Below are 23663 nucleotides of genomic sequence, written 5' to 3'. Positions count from 1 at the left end.
GTGATGTTTAACAGGAGTTTTTTATGCTGGGCATTATCAGAGTCTTAACCCATGACGATCGGGCCTTTGTGGAAGAGCATGGCCGTCTGATCCAACAGCAGTATGGGACGATCTCCCTGAGTCGTTGCATCCCCGACCAGCGCCAAGGTATTTATGACGATGCCAGCCAGTCCCTGGCAATACCGAAAATTATCGCGCTGGGACAGGCGCTGCAAGCGGAAGGCTGTAATGCATTATTCCTGAGCTGTGCGGCCGATCCGGGACTGGCGGAACTGCGCCGGGCAGTGACCGTTCCCGTCATCGGGGCCGGCAGCGCGTCCGCAAGCGTGGCCGCCATGCTTAAACGTCCTGTGGCGGTGATGGGGATAGGGGCCGGCGCGCCGGCGCCGTTTAAACAACTGCTTGGCGAAGCGGTGGTTTATGCGCGGCCGGAAGGGGTCTTCAACACGACGGATCTTTTAAGCGCTCAGGGGCGGGAAAGCGCGCTGGCTTGCGCCGATACGCTTTATCGCCAGGGCGCGGAAGTCATTGCTTTTTCCTGTACGGGGTTTTCCACCATCGCCCTGGCCGACAGCATCCGCCGTCATTTAGGCAAGATAGCCATTGATGCGGTCAGCGCGGCGGGGTTGTTTATCAGCCAGCTGGCGCCGCGCTAACATAATGTGTCGCCGGCTCCTGGCGATCGGTTAAGGGGGGCGGCGCTATTTTCATCAGGGCATAGCTCAACAGAGCCGATGTCTATGCCATCGGATGCGCTGTGCGCGGCACCGGGCCGGGGCGTTATTTTTTTTGCCGCTGGCTGCGGTAGGTGTCCAGCACCACGGCCACAATGATAACCGCGCCGGTAATGACCCGTTTCGTCGGTTCGCTTGCGCCTATTTGCGCCAGTCCCGCCGCCAGCACTGAAATAATCAAAGCGCCCAGGAAGGTGCAAATGACGGAACCGCGTCCGCCCATCAGGCTGGTGCCGCCGATGACGACGGCGGCAATCACCTGCAGTTCCATACCCACGCCGCCGTTGGGATCCGCCGCTTCGAGACGGGCGACCTGGAACAGCGATGCCAGGCCGGATAATCCCCCCATCAGGGCAAATACCGCGATTTTATAGGGACCGGGATTGATTCCCGCCAGGCGTACGGCTTCCTCATTGGTGCCGATGCCAATAAGATGGCGGCCGAAAATGGTACGGGTTAATGCCAGGTGCCCTAATAAAATCACCAGGGCGGCGATCACAAACGATGGCGAGATCCCAAGGACAATCGGATCGGCCAGATAATCAAAAATTGAACCGATATAGGCCGTCCGGGAATCGGTTAATTGATAGGCCGCTCCCCGCGCCATTTCCAGCATGCCCAACGACACGATAAACGAAGGGATACGCCAGAAGACCGTGATAAATCCGGTAAGCGAGCCCACGAGCGTCGCCAGCGCCACGCCCGACAGCGCGGCAAGCCAGGGATTCCAGTGCAGATTGAGGTAGGTGACGCTGACAACGGCGGCGGCTAATGCCAGCAGCGAGCCCACGGAAAGATCGATGCCCGCGATGATCAACACAAAGGTCATCCCTACCGACATCACCATTAAATCCGGAATCTGATTGGCAATGGTGCTGAAGGTATTCATGCTTAAAAAATGATCGCTGAGAAAGGAAAACAGCACGATCATCGCCAGCAGCGCGCCGATCAGTCCCAGATAACTGCTCAGGCCCCGCCAGGTAGAGGGCGATAACCTTTTTTCCGCCTGTAGTGATTCCCTATTCAGCGGCCCGGTGTGATGAGATAATGGTGTTTTACGCATCGAGTGGTTTCCCTGGGCCGGCCTGGGTGGCGGCAACCTTTTCTGTTTGTTGATAGCCGGAAAATGCCGCGGCCAGAATACCGTCCTGCGTCCAGGCGCCGCGTGTAAACAGGCCTGCTAATTTCCCGGCGGAAAGGACGGCGATACGGTCGCAAATCAGCATTAATTCGCGCAGGTCGCTGGACACGACGATCAGGCCTTTGCCGTCCTGGGTTAGCTCATTCATGAGTAAATAGATATCCCGTTTGGCCCCCACGTCTATCCCGCGCGTTGGTTCGTCAAATAAAATGACGTCGCAGTTGCGCTCCAGCCAGCGGCTGATCAGCACCTTCTGCTGGTTGCCTCCGGACAAGCTTTCGACCGGCTGGCCGCTGCCCGTGGCGCGAATGCCCAGGTTGTCGATGTGTTTTTGCGCCAAACGCTGTTCATGGCGCGCGTTGACCACGGAGAAGCGGCTTATTTTATCGCGGTTTCCCAGGGAGATATTGGCGGCGATAGACTGCGGCAATAGCAACCCCTCGCCTTTGCGATCTTCGGTAACCAGCGCAATCCGGTGGCGGATCGCGTCGGCTGGGGAGCGAAGGGTGACCGGCAGCAGCGGATCGCCCACGGATAATTGCCCGTGCTCCACCGGGTCCGCACCAAATATGGCGCGCAATAATTCGGTCCGTCCCGCGCCAACCAATCCACCGATCCCCAGGACTTCGCCACGATGCAGGGTCAATGAAACGTCCTGGATAATATGACCCCGCCTGAAGTGCTCTACTTTTAAAATGGGCGCGCCCTGCCGGCGCGCGCTGATATCCAGGGTACTTTCCAGATCGCGACCCACCATTAACGACACCAGTTGGTCGCTGCTGTAGCGTCTGATATCGTCTGTGCACACGACATGGCCATCCCGTAAGACGGTAACATCGTCGGCAATCATCGCCAGTTCATCCAGACGATGGGAAATATAGATAAGCGAGACGCCGCGCTGCTTAAAGCGCTTAATTTGGCTGAACAATAATTCGACTTCGCGACTGGTTAGCATCGCTGTCGGTTCGTCTAAAATAAGGATGCGGCTTTCACCGATTAAGTTACGGGCAATCTCAATCATTTGCTGATGGCCCAGGCCAAGTTCACCGACCAGCGTATCCGGGTCAATCATTTGCAGGCCCACCAACGCCATTACCGGCCGGGCCATGTCGCGCAGGCGTTTGCGATTGATCCAGCCCGCGCGGTGAGGTAATTGATCGATAAATAAGTTTTCCGCCACCGAAAGGGTTGGCAGCAGGTTGAGCTCTTGCATCACCATGCGGATACCTCTTTTTTCCGCGTCTTTTCTGCTCGCCGGCGTATAAGGCTGGCCCTGGTACAGCATAGTGCCCGTGGTGGGTATGACCAGGCCGCCGATTATTTTGGATAACGTGCTTTTACCCGCGCCGTTTTCACCCGTCAGCGCCAGGACTTTTCCCGGGTATAATTTCAGGTTCACATCCGTCAGCACCGGCTCGCTATAGGTTTTGCCGATACCCTTTATTGCTAGAATTTCATGCCGGTCTGTCATATTCAGGGTTATCCGGTGATGGCAGCATAACTGCGTTAACGGGCGGGTCAAAATACCGGGAACAGGTGCGCTTTGTTTGGCGCTAACCCTTGGCGTTTAACGCTGCCGCGGCGTGAGCGGCAACGTTAAACCACAGGGATATTCCGGTCCCAGGCATCAGCACCGCTCAGCGGCCCGGGTGTTTATTGCTTGACGATCAGTTTGACCGGCGTTTCTACGCTGCTGGCCAGTTCGCTTTGCTTTTTCCCGTTTTCCAGGGCGGTTAACGCGGCATTGATACCAAAAACCGCCTGCTGAGAGGCAAACTGATCGGCGGTCGCCAATACCCGCCCATCGGCCAGCATCGGTTTGATCGCCGCGATATTGTCATAGCCCACCACCTGGACCTGGCCCTTTTTCCCGGCTGCGCGAACCGCGGAAACCGCGCCCAGCGCCATATTATCGTTATCCGCCAATAACGCCTTGATATTGGGGTATTCGCTTAACATCGCCGCGGCAATGGCATTGGCATTATTAATCTCCCACTGTCCGGACTGTACCGACACGACTTTTATGCCTGCCTGCGCCATGGCATCCTGGTAGCCCTGCGTGCGCTGCTGGGAATTGGTCGAGGTAGGGATGCCTTCAATAATGCCCACCTGATCGCCGGCCTTAAGATGTTTTGCTAAATAATCCCCGATGCTTTTAGCGCCTTTACGGTTATCCGGGCCGACAAAGGGCACATTTAAGCCTTTGTCCTTCAGAACGGCGGCATCAAACTGATTATCGATATTGATAACAATAATGCCGGCATCAATCGCTTTTTTAACCACGGGTACCAGGGCTTTGGAGTCCGACGGGGCAATAATAATGGCGTCCGCCTTTGACACAATCATCTGTTCCACAATTTGAATCTGATTAGCTGTGTCGGTTTCATTTTTAATGCCGTTGGAAATAAGATCGAATTTATCGGCATGTTGTTTCTGGTAATCTTTCGCACCCGTTTCCATCGTCAGGAAAAATTCATTTGCCAGTGATTTCATGACCAGCGCGATCTTGGGTTTGTGATGCTGCGTGTCAGCGGCGGAAACCGGCAACGCAGCGGCGGCGGAAAACGCCAGTACCGCAACGGCACCTATAACTTTAAGAAATGGTACATTTTTCATGAAATTATCCTTTCTAGAGAGACACTATAAAGACAACAGCGTTGCGGTTGCCACAGCCCTGTTGTGCGTATACCCCGTTCCGCCGGCAACGGTACGCAAAACGTGGGTATAAATGAAAAGACCTCCTTTATCGGTGAAACAGCCAATAAGAATCTATTGTTGCATTCGATGATAAACCAGCGAGCTGTTCGGCATATTTGATGCCCCTTTACGCTCGACTTTCAGGGAGGCGAACGCGCAGGCATATCGCACGGCATCGGTTAATTTTTTACCATTGGCTATGCATCCGGCCAATGCGCCGGTAAAAGCATCTCCCGCGCCGCTGGTATCCATTACCGCTGATTTATAGGCGGGAACATAGGTAAAAATATCGCCGTCAAATAATAAACAACCCCGCTCGCCGAGCGTGATAATGACACATTTAGCCCCTTGGTTATGGATGCTTTTCGCCGCGGTTTTTGCTGAATGAATATCGGTGATTGCGATGCCGGACAGCGCTTCCGCCTCGATTTTATTCGGCGTGATAATATCAATTAAATGCAATATCTCCTTCACTTCCGAGACATAGGGCGCAGGGTTCACTACTATTACGCACTGAAATGATTTAGCTTGCATAATGGCAAAACGGGTGATGGGGAAATTATTCTCCAGCTGGGTTAAAAATACTTTACAGCTCTGGATGATATTTAAATCGAATAAAATATCTTCTTGTGTAAAGGTTTCGTTGGCGCCAAGGTCGATGCTGATCATGTTATCGCCAGTGGTATTGGAAACCCAGACAATGGCGATCCCCGTGGCAGCTATTTCATTTTCAAAAATAGTGAACGAGGAAATTTCAGTATTGGTAATGTATTTTCTCGCTTTCTCTGAAAATTCATCCATTCCCAATTTTATTGCCAGATGAACGTTATTATTTATTTTCGCTGCCGCCACCGCCTGATTGGTTCCTTTGCCGCCGGCATAAAAATGAGTGGACGATGACCGGATGGTTTGACCTATTTGCGGCAACATCATTGTTTCCGATACTATATCGACATTGAACGAGCCGAGAATATAGATGCCGTCGTCGAGAAGCTTTTCTTGTTGATCGGATTCCGTATAAGAATCCATGCTGCTGTCACCCAGGCCTTTGAGAATGGTATTGATGACGGATTTCTCAAAGAGTGATTCATCAGCGACCTCAGCTAACTTAGCGCCGCCGTGAAATAGCATGCAGTTGGCATGTGAACTCAATTCTTTCAGATCATTGCGAATGGTGCGTGTAGTGACGCTTAACTCTTTCGCCAGCTCTGCGACATAGACATTTTTATCCCTCACCAGCTTAACTCGAATCGCTTTTTGTCTTTCGCTTTTGTTCATCAAGTCTTACCCCGGAACCCATAATATGAAATGAGGAACGGTGTTTATCACGCAAAGCTCATAAAAAAGCCTAAAAAAGGGAAAATTTTTTTCCGATTACCGTTTAAACGGCAAGATCAGGAGATGCGTCACATAATAGCATTGGCGCAAGGAGCGACTGGGTTTGGAATAACCCGGGCGCAATACTGGCGTGTCATTGGGACGAGGGCAAACCGTTTTTATTGTGCCCGGGAAAGGGTGACGCAGGGAGCGCCGATCTGGCCGGTACCGCCATTGATAACGATTTTCATCATTGCCTACCTCGCGCCCCGGCCACGGGGCGCTTTGTCGTGATAGGACGAAAGCCGCGAATCGGCCGCCTTAACGCAAACCCGCCTTGTCGAGACCGAATACCTTGTCGGCCGAACCCGGTACGGCCCGGAAAGCCACGCCGGCGCGATTCCAGGCGTTAATCGCCATGACGGCGAAAGTCAGATCGGAAATTTCCTTTTCGGAAAATTGGCCGCGCACGTGTTCATAGAGCTCATCCGGCACATCGCCCGACAGTTTGGTGAGGGATTCGGCCCACGCCAACGCCGCGCGCTCGCGCGGTTGGAATAGGGGGGATTCGCGCCAGATTGCCACGTGATGCAGGCGCAGCGCGGACTCTCCGCGGATGGTCGCCTGTTTGATATGCATATCGAGGCAGAAACCGCAGCCGTTAAGCTGGGAGGCGCGCACCTCGATCAAATCGATAATTCCCTCCTCGATGACGCCGTTTCGCACGGCGGCCGAGAACGCGATCAATTGCTGATACTGCTCGGGGGACAACTGGGCATAATTGAGACGTTGGGTCATTTGTCATTTCTCCGGGTTATTAAGGATATTTGTTATCCTTATGGATATATAGTATCCTTAATTAAGCGCCTGTAAAGCTGCGCCGCAGCGAGACGGCGGCATAGGGGCTATAACCAAAAGTATGGAGCGACCTTATGGACATAGTATCCGCCTTGCGCAGCTTTCTGCGCGTCGCCGAAACCGGCTCGTTTTCCGCCGCCGCCGCCGATCTGGGCGTCACCCAGCCAGCCGTTTCCCGGCAGGTTTCGGCGCTTGAAAGCCATTTAACGATCCGGCTGCTGCACCGGACCACGAGCGGTCTGGCGCTGACGGCCGAGGGGGAACGGGCTATTCCTTTTGCGCTAAGGGTACTGGCGGCCGTCGACGAACTGGGCGACGCGGCCGGCCTGGGCTGCGCCGCCGCCTCGGGCAAGGTGCGCCTGAGCGTGCCGGGGCCGCTGGGGATGTATCTGGGCGGGCTGCTGGCGCCGTTTCTGGCGGCCTATCCCGGTTTGTCCGTTGAACTGGTGCTGCGGGAAAACCCGTCTGACCTGCTGGAAGAGGGGATTGATCTCGAGGTCCGGCTGGGGCCGGTGTTGGCGAATGGGCTGATCTGCCGGCATATCGGGTGGACTACGGCGTTTCTTGTGGCGGCGCCATCCTATCTGTCCCGGAGCGCCGCGCCAAGCGCGCCGGCGGAGTTACAACACCATGAGTGTCTTTACTACAACCGCGGCGGGGAGGGCATGACCTGGTATTTCTCCGACGGTTCGGCGGAGACGGCCGTGCGGGTGGCGCCAAGGCTGATTTCCAATAATGCGCTTGCGGTGTACCGCGCGGCGCTCTCGGGTGCGGGGCTGGCGATCCTGTCCCATCTCGTTGCCGGCCCCGATATCGCGACGGGCCGGCTTATCGCCGTGATGCCAGGCTTTCCGCCGTCCCGGTTGCCTATGCATGTGGTCTATCTCTCGCGCCGCAATATCCCGCTGCGCGTCAAGGCGGTGCTGGATTTCCTGATGACGGCGGTAGGGGCCGATCCGGCGATGTCCCGGTAGCATGGTGAAAGGACAGCGGCGCGGGATATGGCGTACGCGGTGTCAGCCGGAGTGTTCCAGCAGCCAGTCCATGGTGCGTTTGAGCAGGTCGTCCGGGACATCCTCGGCCAGGGTCAACGCGAGGGAAGCCAGGCTTACGCCCGCGAGGGAATGGCGCCAGGCCGCATCGGCATCCCACATGATGCGCGCTATCGGACAGGGTTTGCTGTCGCAGGTTCCCTTTGCCCGGCAGGGGTTGTTGCCCCGTATTTCATTGCAAATAAACGTCTGGCGTTTACCCTCGACGGCTTCGACGATATCCAGGAAGGTGATCTCAGACGGCGCCCTGGCCAGCCGGTAGCCGCCGCCCGGGCCGAGCGTGGTCGCGACCAGGCCGGCTTGGGAGAGACTTTGCAGCGCTTTCGACAGATATTCCTTCGGCAGGCCGTGAAATTCCGCCAGGGTTTTCGTGGACAAATAGCGTTCCGCCGGCATACCGGCGAGCAGGGCGCAGCAATGGAGGGCCCACTCGACCTGACTCTTGAGGATCATGATTTTATCCGTTACAACACAACGACGGTTACGGATATATAATATCCGTAACTGAGACGTTTTGTAAATATGCCGCCCAAGTAAACCTATTCTGAGCTATTTTTTTGAATAATGGCTTCTAACGATACAATCAGCGTAAGGGAGGATCACAATATGCGTCCGGAATTTATCAGGCATTGGCGTGAGCTGGAGGGTGACGACGTGGCGGCCTATGAAGATAGCGGCGAGCGCATGTCGATTGGCGCGCCGTTGGGCCGAATGCTTGGCCTTAGCCGGATTGGTATTCATCATGAACGGCTGCCGCCGGGGCGCCGGACCACCTATCCTCATGCTGAAAGCGCGGAGGAGGAGTTTATCTATGTGCTGGAAGGGCATCCGCATGTCTGGATAAACGGCGTTATGCATCAGCTCTCGCCGGGTGAAGCGGTGGGATTCCCAGCCGGCACAGGCATCTGCCATACCTTTATCAATAACAGCGAACGAGAAGTCCGGCTATTGGTGGTCGGCGAGGCGTCCAAACCCGATAACAGGATCCATTACCCAAAAAACCAGCAATATGAATTGACGCGCAAAGACCGCTGGGTGTCACCGCCAGAGCAGGAATTTGGCGCACATGAGGGCATGCCGGACCGGCCGGAGGGCCAGTCGTAATCAAGATACGATTTGAGTCAGCCGGGGGCCGGATTCAGATAAGCGATGCCGGGCCATTCCCTCTGGTCAAAAAAGGGGCTCCAGGGCAAGAGCGGTCGCATGGGCATGCGTTTGGGATTGCCTGTATCATTAGGCCCCCGGTTGTGCCGGGTTAAAGCGGCTTAAAGAAAGCTGCCGGTCTTTGCGGGCGCGGCGGGCGATATCCGCGTTGGGATCGCCGTTAAAACCATGGAACCCGCCGGGGTAAACGTTCAGCGCTACCGGCACGCCCGCGCGGATTAACCTGCGGGCATACTCCAGATTTTCGTCGAGAAACAAATCCAGCGTGCCCACCCCAATCCAGGCTGGCGGCAAACCGCCCAGGTGATTCGCTCTCGCCGCCGCCGCATACATGCAAATATCCTCGCCGCCCGGCTCGGCGCCCAAATACGACTGCCAGCCGAAACGGTTGCTTTCCCGCGTCCAGATAAATTCGCCGGTTACCGGATTAGGATCGGTCTCCACCACCGTGCGATCATCAAGCATCGGGTACATCAGGTTCTGAAAAGCCAGCGCCGGTGCGCCACGGTCCCTGGCGAGCAGCGCCAGCCCGGCGGCCAGTCCCGCGCCGGCGCTGTCGCCCATCACGCCGATGTGCCGGGGATCAACGCCCAATTCACCAGCGTATTGCGCCATCCAGGCCAGCGCGGTAAAACAATCTTCCAGCGGACCGGGGAAGCGCGTCTCGGGCGACAGCCGGTAATCAACCGAGACAACGACGCAATCCTGCCGGCTTGCGGTGAGGCGGGTAAGCGGCAGCGATTGTTCCGGGCTACCCATCAGAAATCCGCCGCCGTGGATATGGAGGATGCCCATCCGGCCTTTTTTCACCGCGAGCGGAGCGATAACCATCACCCGCACCGGCGGCGCGCCGTCCTGCCCGGGGATTGAATGTTCGGTCATGGACAGCGCCAGCCCATCGTCGCGCGCGGCGTTGTCCAGCGCGGCCGCCTGCCGTTGGGCGCGCATCGCCGGCAGGACCTGGGCATCAAGCGTGGGATGTTCCAGTTGTGATAATAATGGCTGCAGTTCGGGATCGACTAAATGGTAAGTACTCATCCGTGAAGGTCCTTCGGGCGGGTTTACGCTAAAAAATAACACCGCGGCTCGCCGGGAAGCAAGCCGCGGCAGAATTTAACGCTTAACTTATACCTTTACCACCTTCAGCAGATGATCCGCCAAACGCAGGCTTAATGCCGCGCCGGTAAGCGTGGGGTTCATGCAGGAGGTGGAGGGCATCACGCTGGTGCCGGCAATAAACAGATTAGGGTGATCGTGAGAGTGGCAAGGACTGTTTACGACGGAGTGATTGATTATGTTCACGCTGGAAAAAGACAGCTTCGGGCAAACGCCCAAACCTAAGGCCTTCGGTATCCGATAACCTTGGCGATAAGAGGGGGTATTGCGCCTCACGCGGCCGGCGCTGAATGTTCTATTATGGTGTATCACTGCCCCGTTATGGGGCATCGTCCGCCGGTACATTTGATTAACGCCTTGTTATTGCTATTTATTGCAAATTGGCACGTTTCTTTCATATTCCTTCGTGTCAAGCCGGGGCACGGTCCCATAAGTCTTGTGAAATTCAACCTTTACAGGTAATGAAGCCTGATCCCCTTTGCGGGTGGTCAGGCTTTTTTTTTGCGAGGAAGGCAGCAGATGCGCGCAGTGATTGAGGTCGGTATCTTACTTTCCACCGAAGGCACCTACCGCCATATGGCGGAAAGCGCGCTGGCCGGGATGCGTCACGCATTGGCGGAAACCAATGCCGATCCCTGTTTCCCGTATATCCTGAACGCCACCCATATCAACCCGGCGGGTAATCTTAGCGCCTATAGCGCGGGGGTCGAACGGCTGATAAGCGCCGGCGCGCGGCATATCTTCGGCACTATCACGTCCGCCAGCCGTAAAGAAATCATTCCCGATCTGGAGCAACATAATGCCCTGCTGTGGTACGGCTGTCCGTATGAAGGATATGAGAGCAGCGAGCAGGTTATCTATCTGGGCGGCTGTCCCAACCAGACATTATTGCCGCTATTGCGCCTGGCGCTGGGGGAATTCGGCAAACGCGCCTGGCTGACGGGATCAAACTATGTCTGGGGCTGGGAAAGCAACCGCATCGCCCGGGAAGCGATCGAGATTGCCGGCGGCGAGGTGCTGGCGGAGAAATACCTGCATCTCGGTCATACCGCGGTGGAGGAACTGGCGGAGCAGACCCTGCGGGCCGCGCCGGATTTTGTACTCAATAACCTGGTTGGCGAGTCTTCTTATGCCTTTTTACGCCGGCTGGATCGGCTCTGCGCCCAGGCCGGCCGGATGTTGCCGGTATTAAGCTGCAACCTGACCGAAGCGGAAACCAGCCAGTTGGGGGAAATACGCGCGCTGCGGCTGCTCTCCTGCGGTCCGTTTTTTGCCGCCACCAATACCGCCTTCTGTCATCGGCAACAATTGCTGCATGGCTGGACCCGTTTTTCCCACTATTACACCGGGGCCTGGCTGGCGGTAAAACTGTTCGCCAACGCCCTGCAACAGTCCATGGACAGCGATCCGGACGCCATCCGCCGGGCGCTGTATCTTAACGGGCAACAAACTGCCCTCGGCGCCCTGTCTGTCTCGTCACGCAATAACCACACGTTTTTGCCCTGCCATATCGCGGAACTGCGCCACGGCGCGTTTCACCTGCTGTACAGCGAGTCGCACCCGGTCGCGCCCGACCCGTATTTAACGGCGACGGATCTCCAGGCTGCTTTTGCCCCGGCATCGACGCGGCCCGTATTGAGGATCGTAAAATGAAGACACTCTCCCCTCCGGATTTTGACACGCGGCCGCTGTTATTAGTGGATTGCGACCCCCGCACGCTGGCGACGTTGGAAAAATGCCTGCCGCGCATGGGCGGGCGCTGGGTTACGCTTTGCGCCGACGGCCCGCTGCCGCCTGGCCCTGTTTGCGCCGCGCTGGTGGAGCTGGAATATTTCGCCAGTCCCAGGACCCTGGAGATGCTGCGACAGCGCGCGGTGCCCATCGTGGTGCTGACGTCCCATGAGGCTTTATCGCAAATCCAACGGGCGCTGGTGCTCGGCGCGACCGCGCTACTGCCGAAACCGATTAATCAACGCGCCATCTATACCACCCTGATGATGGCTATCGGCCTGCGCCACCAGCTTACGACGCAGGAGGAACAACTGATGCAGCTACGCCTGCGCGTCAGCGCCATGCCCGTGGTGAGCCGGGCCGTCGCGGCGCTGATGGTGGACGGTAACTGCGATGAACAGCAGGCATGGGCCGGGCTGCGCGGCGAAGCCATGCGCCACAACCTGCGTATGGAAGAGGCGGCGGAAAAATACCTCGCTTTCCGGCAACAACAACGGTTGGGAGAAGGTTAACCATGTTATTGCGTTTATACCGCCGTCCGATGCTGTTGCTGTCCGTGCTGTTTATTGTGCTGGTGATACTGGCGGCGCTGTTCGCCCCCTGGCTGGCCCCGTTCGACCCGTATGAGCAGTTTGTCGAGGGCCTGAGCCTGGACGGTGCGCCGCTGCCGCCGGATCGCGGCTTCTGGCTCGGCACTGATTTGCTGGGCCGAGATCTGCTCTCAAGGCTTATCTGGGGGGCGCGCACCTCCCTGCTGGTGGGCGTGGTCGCCAATGGCATGGCGGTGCTGATTGGCGTGGTGGTCGGTCTATGCGCCGGCTATATCCAGGGGCGCATCGGCAATCTGCTGATGCGTATCACCGATTTGATGATGGCGTTTCCGGCGCTGCTGCTGGCTATCGCCCTCGCCGCGATTTTCCAGCCCAGCGTGTGGATCGTCGCGTTGGTCATCGCCATGGTGAACTGGGTCCAGATTGCGCGGGTGATCTATGCCGAAACCGTCGCACTCAGCGCGCGTGATTTTGTCGCCGTGGAGCGCACCATAGGCGCCGGACCGTGGCGAATCCTCATCGTGCATCTGATTCCCCACCTGGTGCCCACCATTCTGGTCTGGGCCACCCTCGGCATCTCCACCACCGTATTGCTGGAAGCCACGCTCTCCTTCCTGGGGGTCGGGGTACAACCGCCGATGGCGAGCTGGGGCAATATCATTTTTGAAAGCCAGACCTATTTTACGTCGGCGCCCTGGCTGGTATTCCTGCCTGGCGCGGCAATCGTATTGCTGTCGCTGGCGTTTAATATCGTCGGCGACGCCCTGCGCGATGCGCTGGATCCCACCCTGAAACGAGGTCTGTGATGCCGTTTATAAGCCGTCGTTTGCTGCACGCCGCCCTGATTTTATTAGGTGTGACCTTTATCAGCTATATGCTGCTGTTTTTACTGCCCGCGGACCCGGTGCGCCAGATTGCCGGGCGCAGCGCCACCCCGGAAGTGATCGCCAGCATCCGCCATCAACTGGAGCTGGACCTGCCGTTCTGGCAGCAATATACCCACTATCTGCTGCGGTTGCTGCATGGCGATCTCGGCCGTTCATTTATCCAGCGCAGCGAGGTGAGCGCGCTGATTTCCGCGCGCATCGGCCCGTCCCTGGAACTGATGGCGGCGGGGATCCTGTGCGAACTTTTACTTGGCATTACCCTCGGCACCCTGGCGGCGGTCAAACGCAATACCCTGCTCGACAAACTGCTGATGGCCTTCTCGTTTATTGGCGTTTCCGCACCGCAATTTATCGCCGCGATGCTGTTTCTGTATCTGTTTTCGGCGGTGCTTGACTGGTTTCCGATGGGTGGCTACGGCGGTTTTAGTCACCTGGCGCTACCGGCGCTGACGCTTGGCGTGCTGGGCAGCGGCTGGTATTCGCGCATGCTGCGCTCAATGATGATTGACGTCCTCCATGAGGATTTTGTCCGTACCGCCCGGGCCAAAGGATTAAGCCGGGCGCGGGTGCTGTTCCGTCATGTGCTGCCCAACGCCGTATTGCCGCTGATCCCGATGATTGGCATTGATATCGGCATCTTCCTGGGCGGGCTGGTGGTGGTGGAGTCGGTGTTTGGCTGGCCGGGGATCGGGCAATTGGCCTGGCAGGCGATCCAGCAGGTCGATATTCCGGTAATTGTCGGCGTTACCACGGTATCTGCGGTGGCGATTGTCGGCGGCAACCTTATTGCGGATCTGCTGCTGCCATGGGTGGATCCGCGCATTGATATCAAGAACTCGAGGGGAAGACCATGAAAAAGCGCTTAGTGATGATGGCGGTGGCGGCGGCATGTTTCGCCGGGGCGGCCCATGCGGAGGAGGCGAGGCAGGGCGGCAATGCGGTGGTCACGTATCAGAATGACGTGGCGACGCTTGATCCGGCGATTGGTTATGACTGGCAGAACTGGTCGATGATCAAAAGCCTGTTTGACGGCCTGATGGATTATAAACCGGGCACCACCGACCTGGTCAACGACCTGGCGGAAAATTACACCGTCTCTGATGACGGGCTGGTCTATACGTTTACGCTGCGCAAAGGCGTGAAGTTCCATAACGGCCGCGAGATGAAGGCTGCCGACGTGAAATACTCGCTGGAGCGCACCGTTAATCCGAAAACCCAAAGCCCGGGGGCCGGGTTCTTCAGCTCCATTGCCGGCTACGATGATATGGCGTCCGGTAAAGCGGAACACCTTGCCGGTATTGAAACGCCGGACGATTATACCGTCAAGATCACCCTCAAGGCGCCGAATGCCACCTTCCTGCATGTGATGGCGCTGAATTTCGCTTCTGTCGTTCCCCATGAAGCGGTGGAACAATGGGGCGCGGATTTCGGCAAACATCCGGTTGGCACCGGGGCTTTTGAGTTGAGCACATGGAAGCTTGGCCAGGAATTGGTGTTCAAGAAGAATCCCAACTACTTCCGCAGTGGTCTGCCGCACCTTGATACCATCACCTTTGAAGTGGGGCAGGATCCCTCGGTGGCCCTGCTGCGCCTTGAGCGCGGGGAAGTGGATATCGCCGGTGACGGCGTGCCGCCGGCCCGGTTCCTGCAATTTAAGCAAGACCCCAAATATAAGGGGCTGCTGGTGACCGGCGATCAGCTCCAGACCGGTTACCTGACCATGAAAACCACCCTAAAGCCGTTCGATAACCTGAAGGTGCGTCAGGCGGTCAATATGGCCATCAACAAAGATCGTATCGTGCGCATTATCAACGGCCGCGCCGTTGCGGCCAACCAGCCGCTACCCCCGGCGATGCCCGGCTATGACACCGCCTATAAAGGGCTGGGTTATGACGTGGCGAAGGCCAAACAGCTGCTTGGCGAGGCAGGGTTTGCCAATGGTTTCAGCACCGAACTGTATGTGATGAATACCGATCCGCAGCCGCGCATCGCCCAGTCTATCCAGCAGGATCTGGCCAAGGTGGGTATTCGCGCCAGCATTAAATCTCTGGCCCAGGCCAACGTCATTGCCGCAGGCGGTTCAGCCGATCAGGCGCCGATGGTCTGGTCCGGCGGCATGGCGTGGATTGCCGACTTCCCGGATCCATCCAACTTCTGGGGACCGATCCTCGGCTGCGGCGGCGCGGTGGATGGCGGCTGGAACTGGGCGCGCTACTGTAATAAAACCCTGGACGCCGAAGCCGAAAAAGCCGACAGCATGGCCAAACCCGATCAGCAGGACGCGCGTATCGCCGCCTGGCGCAAAATTTTCATCAGCGCCATGGATGATGCGCCCTGGGTGCCCATTTTTAACGAAAAACGTTTCACGGTACGTTCCGCCAATATGGGCGGGGAGGACGCGCTGTACGTCGACCCGGTGCATGTTCCGGTCAACTATGACTATATCTGGAAAAAATAATCCGCCTGGCGGGCCGGCCGGCACCGGTTCGCCGCTATTGAAGGAGAGATGGCATGTGTCAAAACTGCCTGGTTAAAACCATTCATCACGCGCAGCACCATTTCGGCTGGGATAACAGCCTTGTCCCCGAGGCCCGCGTCGCGTCCGGCACCACGCTTGAGTTTCACTGTCTTGACTCGTCCAACGGTTTTTTCACGCCGCAATCCACCGCCGCCGATGTCGGCGCCATGCCGTTTGACAAAATCAATCCGGTTAACGGTCCTGTATACGTGGAAGGCGCCTTGCCTGGTGATGTGCTGAAAGTGACTATCGACGCCTTCCGCCCCTCCGGTTTCGGCTGGACGGCCAATATCCCCGGCTTCGGGCTGCTGGCGGATCAGTTCACCACGCCGGCGCTGGCCTTATGGCATTACGATAAAACCACGCTGGCGCCCTGCGCGTTTGGCCGCCATGGACGGGTGCCGCTGAAGCCTTTTGCCGGCACCATCGGCGTGGCGCCGGCCGAGGCGGGCCTGCATTCCATCGTGCCGCCCAGGCGGGTGGGCGGCAACCTGGATATTCGCGATCTCAACGCGGGTTGTACCCTTTACCTGCCGGTGGAAGTGGAGGGCGCGCTGTTTTCGATCGGCGATACCCATGCCGCGCAGGGCGACGGCGAGGTGTGCGGCACGGCGATTGAAAGCGCCATGGACGCGGTGGTGAAACTGGAGGTGGTAAAAAACATGCCGTTGGCCACGCCGCGTTTTTCCACCCCAGGGCCGGTGACCGATCATCTCGACAAGGCGGGATACGAGGTATTTACCGGCGTAGGTCCGGATCTGATGACCGCCGCCCGTGACGCGCTGCGCTACTGTATCGACGCCCTGTGCCGGGAGCAGCATATGAGCCCGGAGGATGCCTATATGCTGTGCTCGGTCTGCGGCGATCTCCGCATCAGTGAAATTGTCGACATGCCGAACTGGGTGGTGTCGTTCTACTTTCCGAAACTGGTTTTACAGTGAGGTACTTGCGATGCAGCCAGCCCTGATTTCAGTGGAGCGTCTGTCAATTGAATTCGGCTCCCGCCGGGTGGTGGATGATGTCAGCTTTGCATTATTGCCGGGCAAAACGTTGTGCATCGCCGGGGAATCGGGCAGCGGCAAATCCCTGGCGTCCCTGGCCATTATGGGGCTGCTGCCCAATGAGGCGAGCGTGCCCGGCGGGGCCATTGTATTTGACGGCCGCGATCTGCTGAGCCTGTCGGATCCTGAGATGCAGCCGCTGCGCGGCAAGCAGATCGGCATGATTTTCCAGGAGCCGATGACCTCCCTTAACCCGCTGATGACCGTCGGGCAACAACTGGAGGAAACGCTGCAACGCCATGAACCCTTCGATCGCCGTGCCCGGCGTATGCGGGTCGTGGAGATGCTGGACGCGGTAAAATTCACCCAGGTGGAAAAGCGTCTTAAACAGTACCCGCACGAACTGTCCGGCGGGATGCGCCAGCGGGTGATGATTGCCATGGCGATGCTGTGCAAACCTCGTGTACTGATTGCCGATGAGCCGACCACCGCGCTGGATGTCACCATCCAGGCGCAAATCCTGCAGTTAATGCGCGAGCTGCAGCGGGAGTTCAATACCAGCGTATTGATGATCACCCATGATATGGGGGTGGTAGCGGAAATGGCGGATGACGTGGTGGTCATGAACCAGGGACGCATTGAGGAGCGCGCCCCGGCGGCGCAGCTGTTCCACACGCCGCGGGCAGCCTATACCCGCAAGCTGCTGGCGGCGGTGCCGGTGCTGGGCAGCGCGCCGCCGATTGCCCCGGTGGAGCATGCCGAGCCGCTGCTGTCGGTAAACCGCCTGACGGTACGTTTCCCGGTGCGCCGGGAGGGCTTTAGCCCGCGCCGCCAGGTCTTTGCGGTGGATAACGTCACGTTTGATCTCTGGCCGGGAGAGACCTTAGGCATTGTGGGCGAAAGCGGTTGCGGTAAGTCCAGCCTCGGCAAGGCGCTGATGAATATGGTGCCGTTCGAGGGCAGCGCGCGGCTGGCCGGGCAGGAACTTAACGGCCTGCGAGGGGACGCGCTCAACGCTGTGCGCCAGGAGATCCAGATGGTGTTCCAGGACCCGTACGCCGCGCTTAATCCACGCCAATCGGTTTTTGAACTGGTGGGGGAGCCGATGCTTATCCATCAGCGCATGCGCGGGGAGGAAAGACGCGCGCGCGTGGGCCAGCTGCTGGAACAGGTCGGGTTGCCGGCCGGTGTCATGGATCGCTATCCGCACCAGTTCTCCGGCGGCCAGCGGCAGCGTATTTGCATTGCCCGGGCGCTGGCGCTGAACCCCCGGCTTATCATCGCCGATGAATCGGTATCGGCGCTGGACGTGTCGGTGCAGGCGCAGGTGCTGGCGTTGCTGGAGGCGTTGCGCGGGGAGTACCGGCTCAGCTATGTCTTTATTTCCCATGACATGGCGGTGGTGGAGCGCATTTGCCATCGGGTCGCGGTCCTGTTCGCCGGCCGGATTGTCGAGATTGGCCCACGGGATCAGGTATTGCATCATCCGCGTCATCCCTACACCCGCCGGCTGCTGAGCGCGGTGCCCATGCCGGACGTCAGCCAAAAACGGGATTTCCACAGTCTGCTGACCGATATGGCCCGCCCGGACCCCATCAAGCCGCTTGGCTGGCAAAGTCCGCCGCAGCAGTTTACCGACTACGGCAACGGACACCTGGCTGCCTGTTAAGCATGACATGGCCGCGAGCGGCTGTGTCGTTTGCGAAGCAGCGGTCCTGAGCCGCAGATGAGGGATTACCCAATCTGTCATCTGCCCGCCATGTCGTTGTCATCGATGCTGTTTATGGTCGGAGGAACGCATTTGGAGGTGTTCCTATGTTTAGCATGGAAACGGTGCTTCAGGATCTGAACCCACGGCATAAAACCGCGCCCTGGCAACTCAGGCTGCTGAAATGGCTATTTCGCGAAAAAGAGTTTCATCAGTTAGCCGATAATTACCGGCATCTGAAGGGACTGGACATGGTGGAGCAGATCCTTGAATTTTTAAATATCCAGTGCGAACTGACCGAGCGCGATCTTGAGCAAATCCCCAGCTACGGTCCGGTCGTGGTGGTGGCCAACCATCCGATCGGCACCATCGACGGGCTGGTGTTGCTGCGCGCGGTCGCGTCGGTGCGCAGCGATGTCAAGGTGGTGGCGAACCGGCTGCTGTCGCGCGTGGAATCGTTAAGCAGCCTGATGATCCCGGTGGATAATATGGGCAACCGGACGCGCCGTACGCAGGTGGCGCTGATGCAGGAACACCTCGATAACCAGGGCGTGCTGATCGTGTTCCCGGCGGGAGAAGTCTCGCGTCTTGGCAGCAAAGGCGTACGTGACGGCCGCTGGCGCACCGGTTTTATCCGTCTGGCCGCCAAAAGCCGTGCGCCCGTCGTGCCGGTGCATATCGGCGGCGGCAACAGCGCGTGGTTTTATCTGTGTTCGCTGCTTTACCGCCCGCTGTCCTCGCTGTTATTGGTGCGGGAGATGTTCCGCCAGCGCGGCAACCGCCTTAAATTACATATCGGCGCGCGCATACCCTACGCCAACTGGCATGATGGCCATACCGACGTCAATGTCCTGGCCGGACGCTTTCGCCGTCATGTTTACCGCATCGGGCTGGGTAAAGACGGTTTGTTCGCCACCGAGTCGGCCATTGCCCGCGCCGAAGATCGCGCCGTCCTGAAGCGCGCGCTGTCCGCCAGCGAAACGCTGGGCCGGACGCCTGATGGCAAAATCATCTATTTATACCGGCGCGCCGGCGAAGAGTACGTGCCGATATTGCGCGAATTGGGCCGTCTGCGGGAAATCGCCTTTCGCGCCGTCGGGGAAGGCAGCGGCCGCCGCCGCGATCTCGATAGCTATGACGACGATTATTATCACCTGGTGCTCTGGGATCCGCAGGAGCTGGAGATCATCGGCGCCTACCGCTTTATTCCCACCGCCGGGCACATTAAGCAAAAAGGCATTGCGGGTCTCTACAGCCAGAGCCTGTTCCATTATGGCCATGAAATGGATCCCATTCTCGATCAGGGTATCGAGCTGGGGCGGAGTTTTATCCAGCCCCGGTATTGGGGCAAGCGCGGCCTGGATTACCTGTGGCTGGGGATTGGCGCGTATCTGGCTACCTATCCGCAATACCGCTATCTGTTCGGCCCGGTGTCGATTTCCGGCGGCCTGCCGCTGGCGGCGCGGGATATACTGGTCGCGTTTTACCGACTCTATTTTGCCCCGGCGCTGCCGCTGGCGACATCGCGGCGGCCCTATCCGGCGTCGCTGCCCGAGGTGCTGGCGCAATTTACCGGGGATGATTATCAGGCGGATTTGCAAAAGCTAAAGCAGCTGTTAAGTCATTTTGGCTGCAGTATCCCGCCGCTGTACAAGCAGTATTCTGAACTGTGCGCCACCGGCGGCGTGCAATTTATCGACTTCGGCAGCGACCCCGCGTTCAACAACTGTATAGACGGACTGGTGCTGGTTGACCTGACCCAACTCAAACCCGCGCGTTATGCCCGCTATATTGGCTTCCATAACGCCGCGCTTAAGCAGCCCGCTTAACCGTCAGTCTTTTCCCACCACCGGGTGAATGCCTGCCCCGGGCGGTCCAGCAATACGGCTTCGCCAATCACCGGCGTCAAGAGTCTGTAGGTTTTATCCCGGCTGGCGGCGGACAGGCGGATGTACGGATCGTCCCAGGCATGGTTGGACATGCAAAACCGCCCGGAGTGACCGGCTAACAGCGCGCCGGCGCGCACGTCCGTCGCCGCCAGGGCAACTTGCTCAGGCATCATATGAATGTACTTCCAGCTCTTGTCGTATTGCCCATTCTCCATAATGGCCAGGTCGACCGCGCCAAAGCGGTCGCCTATAGCGGCAAAATGCGGCCCGTAGCCGCTGTCGCCGCTGTAAAAAACCCTGCGGGCCGGTGTTTCCAACATAAAGCTGGCCCACAACGTTTTGTTGCGGGCCAGGCCACGGCCGGAAAAATGACGGGCCGGCAGGACATGGACGGTAAAATCGGCGGCAAAAACCCATTCCTGGTCCCAATCCGATTCATGGATAATCTCCGGTGAGAACCCCCAATATTCCAAATGCGCGCCGACGCCCAGCGGGCAAAGGATGGTTTTTATTTTTGTCCTCAGGGCGGTCAGGGTGGGATAATCCAGATGATCCCAATGATCGTGGGAAATAATCAGGTAATCGATCTCGGGCATATCCGCGGCGGAATACGGATAGTCGCCCTTAAAAGCCCGGTTAAAAACAGAAAAGGGCGCGGCGTAGGCGCTGAATACCGGGTCTATCAGGATCCTGTGGCCGCCAAGCTGCATAAAATAAGACGAATGCCCCAGCCATAGCACTGTATCCTGGCCGGCATCAAGCGCTTTCAGGTCTGTTTTCACCATCGGCAGGGCACCCGCGGGTTTCACCCGTTGACGGCTACCGAAAATAAATTCCCATAACAGCGCCACATATCCGGCGCCTTCTGTCAGCTGGGGCGTGGGCAGTGGGTTACGAAACTCGCCGCCGGTGAAGTTAACGGAGGCGCTGATACGCTCCAAACGCTTTCCCGCGGGCAATTTACCGAATGCCGGCAGAGAAAAAAAAGAGGAAAAACCGCTGGATCTGTCTGATAACATGGTGATCACGACCGTTGGGCTAACGTTCTATTGGCGGAGTATGCCTTGGCGCTACGGGCGGGCATGGTAAAATGGCTTGAATATGAGTGATTACATACTCATTATAGGGGGAACGGATTTACCGTCAATATGATCTTGCCCGTTGCGGCAAAAACCGTTGATTGCCGGACGATAAGGCGGCAGGGGTCTATCTTTTGATGACGAAAAAGGAGGGTGCCGCGTGGCTCGCCCGAAAAGTGAAGAGAAAAGGCTTGCCCTGCTCGAGGCCGCGACGGTGACTGTCGCGGAGTTTGGGTTGGGCGCGTCCACCGCGCGCATAGCCGTAAGGGCGGGTGTCGCCGAAGGCACGCTGTTCCGGTATTTCGCCACCAAAGACGACTTGCTGAATGCGCTCTACCTGCACCTCAAGCAAAACCTGTGCGGAGCGATGATGCTGGATTATAACCGCGCCGGGCCGATTAAGGAGCGCGCGCGCGCTGTATGGAACAGTTATATCGAGTGGGGCTTGGTTAACCCAGCCGCTAATAAGGCGATGCGCCAGCTGGCCGTTTCTGAAAAGATAAGTCCCGCCACTCTCGCCAGCGTGGCCGAACTGTTTCCGGATTTAAAGGCGCTGTCCGATGCCTGTTTTTTCAATCATGTTTTTATAACAGGGCAGTCGGCTTTTGCCGAGGCGATATTTATGGCGCTGGCGCAAACCACGATGGAATTTGCAGCGCGCGGAACGGATGAAATCGCGGCCTACAAGGCGGCAGGATTCGATGCCATGTGGCGGGCTTGCGCCAACGAGCAATGAACCACGCCGCGCGCCAGGCAAAGAGATTCATCAGGGTGGATAAGCCCCGGCACGGCGTCGGGGCGTGTATTCATCCAACGCTTTGCCAATAGGATATTGATATTATGTTAGCACGCTGGTATAGCTTTATAGGATGCGAACGGCGGCAATAACACGTCGTGCAGCGGCCGTCGTGCGCATGTCCCGGTTTTTAGGGCCGTGGAAAGGCGGTGGTCAAGGCGATGGTATGGGCATGTTTTATTAGCGAGGAAAAATATGACCGAAAATAAATGCGAATTAACTTACTCCCAGGTAACAACGCTGTGCTTTATGGCTTTTTTTATCCTGGCCGCGGGCATCTGCTGGATTCACGTCTGGCCATAAGCTGATCGCGTATCAGCGTCGCCTGTTCGGTTAGCCCGGCGGTGGCCTTGTCTCAGGATGCTGCATCCGCCCGGATGTAGCCAATGCCTTGCGTCCTTAATTTGTCGTCATTCCCCCTCTTTGTTCACCGCGCAAAAATAACGCCGGCCGTCGTTGACATAATAGATGTCGATCAACATATAATCGAAATTAGATGTCAGTCATCATCTAAATAACGTGGCAACGCATTATCCGCTCCGCTAAATCATAACAACAGAGACAGGGGAACAACCATGGGTTTACTGCAAGGTAAGGTGGCATTGGTTACCGGCGGCACGTCGGGCATCGGCAGGGCCAGCGCTATCCTGTTCGCCCGCGAAGGCGCGCGGGTGGTGTTAACCGGGCGGCAGGAAGACGCCGGGCGCGCCGTGGTGGCCGAGATTGTCAAGGCGGGCGGCAGCGCATTATTTATTGCGGCGGACCTGACGCGCACAGAGACTATCGCCGCGGTCATTGAGCAGGCGGCGGCGCATTACGGCAGGCTGGACTGCGCGTTCAATAATGCCGGCGTGTCCGGCGGCGGTCCGATGGATTCTCTCGACGAAGCGCTGTGGGATCGCGTTCTTGACACCAACCTGAAAGCGGCGTTCTTTTGCCTGCAGGCGGAAGTCGCTCAGATGAAGCGTCAGGGAGGCGGCGGCGCGATTGTCTTTAACGGTTCGGTACTGGCGAACATCGCCCAGCCCGGGACGACGGTTTACAGCGCCAGCAAAGGCGGCATAGTCTCGCTCGCCCGCGCGGCGGCCGTGGAGTTTGGGCCGGCCGGTATCCGGGTGAATTCCATTAATCCGTCCATCACCCGCACGCCGATGACGCAGGGCCGTATTACCACCGATGAACAAGGCAACGCCTCGCATCCCTATGCCGTGGGCATCCCGCTGGGACGCATGGCGGAACCGGAAGAAATGGCGCAGGTCGCGTTGTTCCTGCTATCGGATCGCGCCTCCTATGTGACGGGACAGGCGCTGGTGGTGGATGGCGGCCAAAGCGCGATGTAACAAAAGGGAAGAAGGCCGGCGCGATGTCGCAAAACTGACGCCGGCAGATAAAGCCGTTCAGGTTTGAAAACCGACCTGCCGGTG

The 23663-nt window shown here is 57.9% G+C and carries 21 protein-coding genes and 1 pseudogene; 13 read left to right on the top strand and 9 right to left on the bottom strand.

The genetic code is table 11. The features are described 5' to 3' along the window. Positions 1 to 23: 23 nt before the first annotated feature. Positions 24 to 656, top strand: a complete 633-nt coding sequence (locus tag ACL2XF_RS15010; protein WP_413727096.1) for an aspartate/glutamate racemase family protein — start codon at positions 24 to 26, stop codon at positions 654 to 656. Between the two features lie 124 nt (positions 657 to 780). Here the strand turns inward: ACL2XF_RS15010 and ACL2XF_RS15005 are convergent, their stop codons facing one another. The 5 genes from ACL2XF_RS15005 to ACL2XF_RS14985 all read right to left on the bottom strand — a co-directional run bounded on the left by ACL2XF_RS15005 (position 781) and on the right by ACL2XF_RS14985 (position 6687). Then, complete coding sequence (locus ACL2XF_RS15005; protein ID WP_413727095.1) at positions 781 to 1797, bottom strand: ABC transporter permease; 1017 nt, start codon at positions 1795 to 1797, stop codon at positions 781 to 783. Continuing rightward, entirely contained in the window at positions 1790 to 3346 is a 1557-nt protein-coding gene (locus tag ACL2XF_RS15000) for a sugar ABC transporter ATP-binding protein (RefSeq protein WP_413722212.1), read from the bottom strand. Before ACL2XF_RS15000 ends, ACL2XF_RS15005 begins: the two co-directional genes overlap by 8 nt. Before the next feature lie 182 nt (positions 3347 to 3528). Continuing rightward, the gene (locus tag ACL2XF_RS14995) at positions 3529 to 4491 is read right to left on the bottom strand and encodes a sugar ABC transporter substrate-binding protein (protein WP_410016265.1); all 963 of its coding nucleotides are present in this window, start codon (positions 4489 to 4491) and stop codon (positions 3529 to 3531) included. Between the two features lie 153 nt (positions 4492 to 4644). Then, complete coding sequence (locus ACL2XF_RS14990; RefSeq protein ID WP_413722214.1) at positions 4645 to 5850, bottom strand: PfkB family carbohydrate kinase; 1206 nt, start codon at positions 5848 to 5850, stop codon at positions 4645 to 4647. Between the two features lie 360 nt (positions 5851 to 6210). Beyond that, a complete protein-coding gene (locus ACL2XF_RS14985) occupies positions 6211 to 6687 on the bottom strand; it encodes a carboxymuconolactone decarboxylase family protein (RefSeq protein ID WP_410016263.1) in 477 nt (158 codons plus the stop codon). Positions 6688 to 6821: 134 nt separating this feature from the next. Between ACL2XF_RS14985 and ACL2XF_RS14980 the strand changes: the two genes are divergently transcribed. Continuing rightward, the gene (locus ACL2XF_RS14980; RefSeq protein WP_413727094.1) at positions 6822 to 7721 is read left to right on the top strand and encodes a LysR family transcriptional regulator; all 900 of its coding nucleotides are present in this window, start codon (positions 6822 to 6824) and stop codon (positions 7719 to 7721) included. Between the two features lie 42 nt (positions 7722 to 7763). On the opposite strand, the gene ACL2XF_RS14975 is transcribed toward ACL2XF_RS14980, so the two are convergent. Next, positions 7764 to 8252, bottom strand: a complete 489-nt coding sequence (locus tag ACL2XF_RS14975) for an RrF2 family transcriptional regulator (protein ID WP_410016261.1) — start codon at positions 8250 to 8252, stop codon at positions 7764 to 7766. Between the two features lie 153 nt (positions 8253 to 8405). Here ACL2XF_RS14975 and ACL2XF_RS14970 point away from each other — a divergent pair, with 153 nt between their 5' ends. Continuing rightward, positions 8406 to 8903 (top strand): cupin domain-containing protein, encoded by a 498-nt coding sequence (locus ACL2XF_RS14970; protein WP_410016260.1) that lies wholly within the window; start codon positions 8406 to 8408, stop codon positions 8901 to 8903. A 129-nt stretch (positions 8904 to 9032) separates the two neighbouring features. Here the strand turns inward: ACL2XF_RS14970 and ACL2XF_RS14965 are convergent, their stop codons facing one another. Together ACL2XF_RS14965 and ACL2XF_RS14960 are read right to left on the bottom strand one after the other, a co-directional pair. Next, the gene (locus ACL2XF_RS14965) at positions 9033 to 10001 is read right to left on the bottom strand and encodes an alpha/beta hydrolase (protein ID WP_413727093.1); all 969 of its coding nucleotides are present in this window, start codon (positions 9999 to 10001) and stop codon (positions 9033 to 9035) included. A gap of 87 nt (positions 10002 to 10088) precedes the next feature. Beyond that, a pseudogene (locus ACL2XF_RS14960) lies at positions 10089 to 10247 on the bottom strand (GMC oxidoreductase); the annotation flags it as partial. Between the two features lie 351 nt (positions 10248 to 10598). Between ACL2XF_RS14960 and ACL2XF_RS14955 the strand changes: the two are divergent. The 8 genes from ACL2XF_RS14955 (at position 10599) to ACL2XF_RS14920 (ending at position 20304) form a co-directional block, all read left to right on the top strand. Then, complete coding sequence (locus ACL2XF_RS14955; protein WP_413722218.1) at positions 10599 to 11732, top strand: transporter substrate-binding protein; 1134 nt, start codon at positions 10599 to 10601, stop codon at positions 11730 to 11732. Further along, positions 11729 to 12322, top strand: coding sequence for an ANTAR domain-containing response regulator (locus ACL2XF_RS14950; RefSeq protein WP_413727092.1), 594 nt, complete (start codon positions 11729 to 11731; stop codon positions 12320 to 12322). Before ACL2XF_RS14955 ends, ACL2XF_RS14950 begins: the two co-directional genes overlap by 4 nt. Before the next feature lie 2 nt (positions 12323 to 12324). Then, positions 12325 to 13167 (top strand): ABC transporter permease, encoded by an 843-nt coding sequence (locus ACL2XF_RS14945; RefSeq protein ID WP_413727091.1) that lies wholly within the window; start codon positions 12325 to 12327, stop codon positions 13165 to 13167. After that, complete coding sequence (locus ACL2XF_RS14940; RefSeq protein ID WP_413727090.1) at positions 13167 to 14102, top strand: ABC transporter permease; 936 nt, start codon at positions 13167 to 13169, stop codon at positions 14100 to 14102. Before ACL2XF_RS14945 ends, ACL2XF_RS14940 begins: the two co-directional genes overlap by 1 nt. Next, entirely contained in the window at positions 14099 to 15706 is a 1608-nt protein-coding gene (locus ACL2XF_RS14935; RefSeq protein WP_413722222.1) for an ABC transporter substrate-binding protein, read from the top strand. Before ACL2XF_RS14940 ends, ACL2XF_RS14935 begins: the two co-directional genes overlap by 4 nt. A 53-nt stretch (positions 15707 to 15759) precedes the next feature. Then, positions 15760 to 16707, top strand: a complete 948-nt coding sequence (locus tag ACL2XF_RS14930; protein WP_413727089.1) for an acetamidase/formamidase family protein — start codon at positions 15760 to 15762, stop codon at positions 16705 to 16707. 10 nt (positions 16708 to 16717) lie between these two features. Then, positions 16718 to 18436, top strand: a complete 1719-nt coding sequence (locus tag ACL2XF_RS14925; RefSeq protein WP_413727088.1) for an ABC transporter ATP-binding protein — start codon at positions 16718 to 16720, stop codon at positions 18434 to 18436. Positions 18437 to 18582: 146 nt separating this feature from the next. Further along, complete coding sequence (locus ACL2XF_RS14920) at positions 18583 to 20304, top strand: lysophospholipid acyltransferase family protein (protein WP_413727087.1); 1722 nt, start codon at positions 18583 to 18585, stop codon at positions 20302 to 20304. Here ACL2XF_RS14920 and ACL2XF_RS14915 read toward each other — a convergent pair. Next, the gene (locus ACL2XF_RS14915; protein ID WP_413727086.1) at positions 20301 to 21383 is read right to left on the bottom strand and encodes an MBL fold metallo-hydrolase; all 1083 of its coding nucleotides are present in this window, start codon (positions 21381 to 21383) and stop codon (positions 20301 to 20303) included. The two genes, ACL2XF_RS14920 and ACL2XF_RS14915, sit on opposite strands and share 4 nt — an antisense overlap. Positions 21384 to 21603: 220 nt before the next feature. On the opposite strand from ACL2XF_RS14915, the gene ACL2XF_RS14910 reads away from it, so the two are divergent. Together ACL2XF_RS14910 and ACL2XF_RS14905 are read left to right on the top strand one after the other, a co-directional pair. Beyond that, complete coding sequence (locus ACL2XF_RS14910) at positions 21604 to 22179, top strand: TetR/AcrR family transcriptional regulator (RefSeq protein ID WP_413722227.1); 576 nt, start codon at positions 21604 to 21606, stop codon at positions 22177 to 22179. A gap of 635 nt (positions 22180 to 22814) precedes the next feature. After that, complete coding sequence (locus ACL2XF_RS14905; RefSeq protein WP_413727085.1) at positions 22815 to 23579, top strand: SDR family NAD(P)-dependent oxidoreductase; 765 nt, start codon at positions 22815 to 22817, stop codon at positions 23577 to 23579. Positions 23580 to 23663: the final 84 nt, after the last annotated feature.

Source organism: Sodalis sp. RH19, from assembly GCF_047324215.1.
GTDB lineage: Bacteria > Pseudomonadota > Gammaproteobacteria > Enterobacterales > Enterobacteriaceae > Acerihabitans.
This window is presented reverse-complemented; position numbering and strand designations above follow the sequence as displayed.

Bases quoted from the DNA above. Each gene is read 5' to 3' on its own strand.
- ACL2XF_RS15000 (WP_413722212.1), bottom strand. From the start codon at position 3,346: ATGACAGACCGGCATGAAATTCTAGCAATAAAGGGTATCGGCAAAACC.
- ACL2XF_RS15005 (WP_413727095.1), bottom strand. From the start codon at position 1,797: ATGCGTAAAACACCATTATCTCATCACACCGGGCCGCTGAATAGGGAA.
- ACL2XF_RS14930 (WP_413727089.1), top strand. From the start codon at position 15,760: ATGTGTCAAAACTGCCTGGTTAAAACCATTCATCACGCGCAGCACCAT.
- ACL2XF_RS14955 (WP_413722218.1), top strand. From the start codon at position 10,599: ATGCGCGCAGTGATTGAGGTCGGTATCTTACTTTCCACCGAAGGCACC.
- ACL2XF_RS14945 (WP_413727091.1), top strand. From the start codon at position 12,325: ATGTTATTGCGTTTATACCGCCGTCCGATGCTGTTGCTGTCCGTGCTG.
- ACL2XF_RS14985 (WP_410016263.1), bottom strand. From the start codon at position 6,687: ATGACCCAACGTCTCAATTATGCCCAGTTGTCCCCCGAGCAGTATCAG.
- ACL2XF_RS14970 (WP_410016260.1), top strand. From the start codon at position 8,406: ATGCGTCCGGAATTTATCAGGCATTGGCGTGAGCTGGAGGGTGACGAC.
- ACL2XF_RS15010 (WP_413727096.1), top strand. From the start codon at position 24: ATGCTGGGCATTATCAGAGTCTTAACCCATGACGATCGGGCCTTTGTG.
- ACL2XF_RS14995 (WP_410016265.1), bottom strand. From the start codon at position 4,491: ATGAAAAATGTACCATTTCTTAAAGTTATAGGTGCCGTTGCGGTACTG.
- ACL2XF_RS14990 (WP_413722214.1), bottom strand. From the start codon at position 5,850: ATGAACAAAAGCGAAAGACAAAAAGCGATTCGAGTTAAGCTGGTGAGG.
- ACL2XF_RS14980 (WP_413727094.1), top strand. From the start codon at position 6,822: ATGGACATAGTATCCGCCTTGCGCAGCTTTCTGCGCGTCGCCGAAACC.
- ACL2XF_RS14905 (WP_413727085.1), top strand. From the start codon at position 22,815: ATGGGTTTACTGCAAGGTAAGGTGGCATTGGTTACCGGCGGCACGTCG.
- ACL2XF_RS14975 (WP_410016261.1), bottom strand. From the start codon at position 8,252: ATGATCCTCAAGAGTCAGGTCGAGTGGGCCCTCCATTGCTGCGCCCTG.
- ACL2XF_RS14940 (WP_413727090.1), top strand. From the start codon at position 13,167: ATGCCGTTTATAAGCCGTCGTTTGCTGCACGCCGCCCTGATTTTATTA.
- ACL2XF_RS14925 (WP_413727088.1), top strand. From the start codon at position 16,718: ATGCAGCCAGCCCTGATTTCAGTGGAGCGTCTGTCAATTGAATTCGGC.
- ACL2XF_RS14915 (WP_413727086.1), bottom strand. From the start codon at position 21,383: ATGTTATCAGACAGATCCAGCGGTTTTTCCTCTTTTTTTTCTCTGCCG.
- ACL2XF_RS14950 (WP_413727092.1), top strand. From the start codon at position 11,729: ATGAAGACACTCTCCCCTCCGGATTTTGACACGCGGCCGCTGTTATTA.
- ACL2XF_RS14920 (WP_413727087.1), top strand. From the start codon at position 18,583: ATGTTTAGCATGGAAACGGTGCTTCAGGATCTGAACCCACGGCATAAA.
- ACL2XF_RS14965 (WP_413727093.1), bottom strand. From the start codon at position 10,001: ATGAGTACTTACCATTTAGTCGATCCCGAACTGCAGCCATTATTATCA.
- ACL2XF_RS14935 (WP_413722222.1), top strand. From the start codon at position 14,099: ATGAAAAAGCGCTTAGTGATGATGGCGGTGGCGGCGGCATGTTTCGCC.